The 2969-nt window shown below is 49.9% G+C and carries 4 protein-coding genes; 2 read left to right on the top strand and 2 right to left on the bottom strand.

Annotated elements, in window-relative coordinates; all coding sequences use genetic code 11:
• Positions 1 to 883 (top strand): L,D-transpeptidase LdtC (gene ldtC / locus E0D98_RS22945; protein WP_057688906.1); only part of this gene is annotated, 883 nt, incomplete at its 5' end.
• A gap of 82 nt (positions 884 to 965) precedes the next feature.
• Here the strand turns inward: ldtC and bhsA are convergent.
• Entirely contained in the window at positions 966 to 1223 is a 258-nt protein-coding gene (bhsA, locus tag E0D98_RS22940; protein ID WP_000800153.1) for a multiple stress resistance protein BhsA, read from the bottom strand.
• Positions 1224 to 1463: 240 nt separating this feature from the next.
• On the opposite strand from bhsA, the gene comR reads away from it, so the two are divergent.
• On the top strand, positions 1464 to 2096 hold the full coding sequence (gene comR / locus E0D98_RS22935) for a TetR family copper-responsive transcriptional repressor ComR (RefSeq protein ID WP_000179805.1): 633 nt from the start codon (positions 1464 to 1466) through the stop codon (positions 2094 to 2096).
• A gap of 61 nt (positions 2097 to 2157) precedes the next feature.
• Here the strand turns inward: comR and E0D98_RS22930 are convergent, their stop codons facing one another.
• A complete protein-coding gene (locus E0D98_RS22930) occupies positions 2158 to 2697 on the bottom strand; it encodes a glycine zipper 2TM domain-containing protein (RefSeq protein ID WP_001043459.1) in 540 nt (179 codons plus the stop codon).
• Positions 2698 to 2969: the final 272 nt, after the last annotated feature.

Raw genomic sequence — 2969 nt, 5'->3', positions numbered from 1 at the left:
AGCCAACACCTGGCCGCTGCCGCCTGCGGGCAGTCGTCTGGTTGGTGAAAACAAATTTCATGTGGTGGAAAATGACGGTGGTTCTCTGGAAGCCATCGCCAAAAAATATAACGTCGGCTTTCTCGCGCTGTTACAGGCTAACCCCGGCGTTGATCCTTACGTACCGCGCGCGGGTAGCGTGTTAACGATCCCGTTGCAAACCCTACTTCCAGACGCGCCGCGTGAAGGCATTGTGATCAACATTGCGGAGCTGCGTCTCTATTACTACCCGCCGGGTAAAAATTCGGTAACCGTCTATCCAATAGGTATTGGTCAGTTAGGTGGTGACACGCTGACACCGACAATGGTGACCACCGTTTCAGACAAACGTGCAAACCCAACCTGGACGCCAACGGCAAACATCCGCGCCCGTTATAAAGCACAGGGAATTGAGTTGCCTGCGGTAGTGCCGGCTGGACCGGATAACCCAATGGGCCATCATGCGATTCGTCTGGCGGCCTATGGCGGCGTTTATTTGCTTCATGGTACGAACGCCGATTTCGGCATTGGCATGCGGGTAAGTTCTGGCTGTATTCGTCTGCGGGATGACGATATCAAAACACTCTTTAGCCAGGTCACCCCAGGCACCAAAGTGAATATCATCAACACTCCGATAAAAGTCTCTGCCGAACCAAACGGTGCGCGTCTGGTTGAAGTACATCAGCCGCTGTCAGAGAAGATTGATGACGATCCGCAGCTGCTGCCAATTACGCTGAATAGCGCAATGCAATCATTTAAAGATGCAGCACAAACTGACGCTGAAGTGATGCAACATGTGATGGATGTCCGTTCCGGGATGCCAGTTGATGTCCGCCGTCATCAAGTGAGCCCACAAACTCTGTAAAGCACGGATAAAAAAAATCCCCGCGACACGGCATGTCGCGGGGAAAAAATCAGCAGTAGCAGGCATTAATGAGGGTTAATGCTTATTTATAAATTACTGCTGTTCCATGGAGGGTATTCGGACCGGTTACAGAAGTAATACGGAAAGATTTTGCGCCCATCTCATCCGCTTTTTGCGCCAGCTGCTCTTCCAGCGATCCCAGATTTGTCCCCGCGTTAGCACTGATAGTACCGACTTTTTGTTGGCCTTCTGGCGTTGACTGAACTTCGACAGCCGCAAAGCTGGCAAATGACATGGAGCTTAAAATCGCCGCAGCGATGAGGGTTTTTACGTTTTTCATAATAGTGGCCTTATGCAGATGAATGACGTCGCAAGCAATTACTTAACGATCGATAACTAAATGATAGATGTGATCTGGATCACATACAAGATATTTTTTATAACAATCATTAATTAATTTAAAAATCTTTAAATTTCAGTTAAATAGAAAGCAATTATTTTTATGGGATCTGGACTGGTGAACGGAGGTGATTATTTTTATAATAACCTTTCATTCACAGTCACCAGGTACAACGGCATCATGGCAACTGACTCAACACAATGTGTAAAAAAAAGCCGTGGCCGCCCAAAAGTGTTCGACAGGGATGCCGCGCTTGATAAGGCCATGAAATTGTTCTGGCAACACGGTTATGAAGCGACTTCTCTTGCGGACCTCGTCGAAGCGACCGGAGCCAAAGCGCCCACGCTATACGCGGAATTTACCAACAAAGAGGGGTTATTTCGTGCCGTTCTCGACCGCTATATCGATCGTTTTGCCGCTAAGCATGAAGCACAGCTGTTTTGTGAAGAGAAAAGCGTGGAGTCTGCGCTGGCTGACTATTTTGCTGCCATCGCCAACTGCTTTACCAGCAAAGACACCCCGGCAGGCTGCTTCATGATCAACAACTGCACCACCCTCTCCCCAGATTCAGGAGATATCGCCAATACGTTGAAATCACGCCATGCGATGCAAGAGCGCACTTTGCAGCAGTTTTTATGTCAACGACAAGCGCGCGGGGAAATCCCGACCCACTGTGACGTGACACATCTGGCAGAATTCCTTAATTGTATTATTCAGGGGATGTCGATCAGCGCACGCGAAGGTGCATCGCTGGAAAAACTAATGCAGATTGCCGGAACGACTTTGCGTTTATGGCCCGAACTGGTGAAATAAGGCGCAAAAAAAGCCCCTCTGCCTGAGCGAATGAGGGGCCAAATTGCAGAGTACAGCCTTGTTATACTTTGTTATTCAAAATCAGTTGCCCATTACTATCTAGCGGGATCTGCGTACCCGGATCGCGGTCCATGCGGATTTTGCCCTGCTGATCGCCAATCTTATAGGTCACATCATAACCGAGCATTTTTTCTGACTTGTCATACACCGTTTTACAACGCTGTTGCGTAGTCGTGTAAGTATCGCTTTCCTGGAGAGAGCCCTGGATCTGGTTACCGGCATATCCACCACCCAGCGCCCCCACAACAGTGGCGACATCTTTACCACGACCACCACCAAACTGATGCCCTATCACGCCGCCAGCAACAGCGCCGAGCACCGACCCGGTAATGCGATTTTCATCCTGCACCGGTCGACGATGGGTCACTGTGACGTTGCGACACTCCTGACGCGGTGTTTTAACCGTTTCCTTGATTGGGGTTGCAGAAACAACCTGAGCGTATTGCGGGCCCCGTTCAAACACGTTCAGACTGGCCACTGCCGCTACGCCCAGCGCAGCTGCGACACCAATCCCGATACCCGCCAACATTGATTTATTCACGGGAACACCTCCTTCTTTGCAGTTATGCCAATCATGCAAGCGAAGGAGAAAAGCAGCTATCAGACAGAAGATGAAAAGCGCGGGAATGGCTGGAAATACTTAAGGATTCGGAGGAGTCTGAAGGAATGCCTGATGCGACGCTTAACGCGTCTTATCAGGCCTTGTATTATCCCTCCAGTGCAGAGAAAATCGGCCAGTTTTCTCTGCCTGCAGTCCGCATGCCGTATCGGGCCTTGGGTTCTAACCTGTTGCGTAGATTTATGCAGCGGACT

The sequence above is a fragment of the Escherichia sp. KCJ4928 genome, from assembly GCF_004352695.1.
Taxonomy (GTDB): Bacteria; Pseudomonadota; Gammaproteobacteria; order Enterobacterales; family Enterobacteriaceae; genus ECMA0423.
This window is presented reverse-complemented; position numbering and strand designations above follow the sequence as displayed.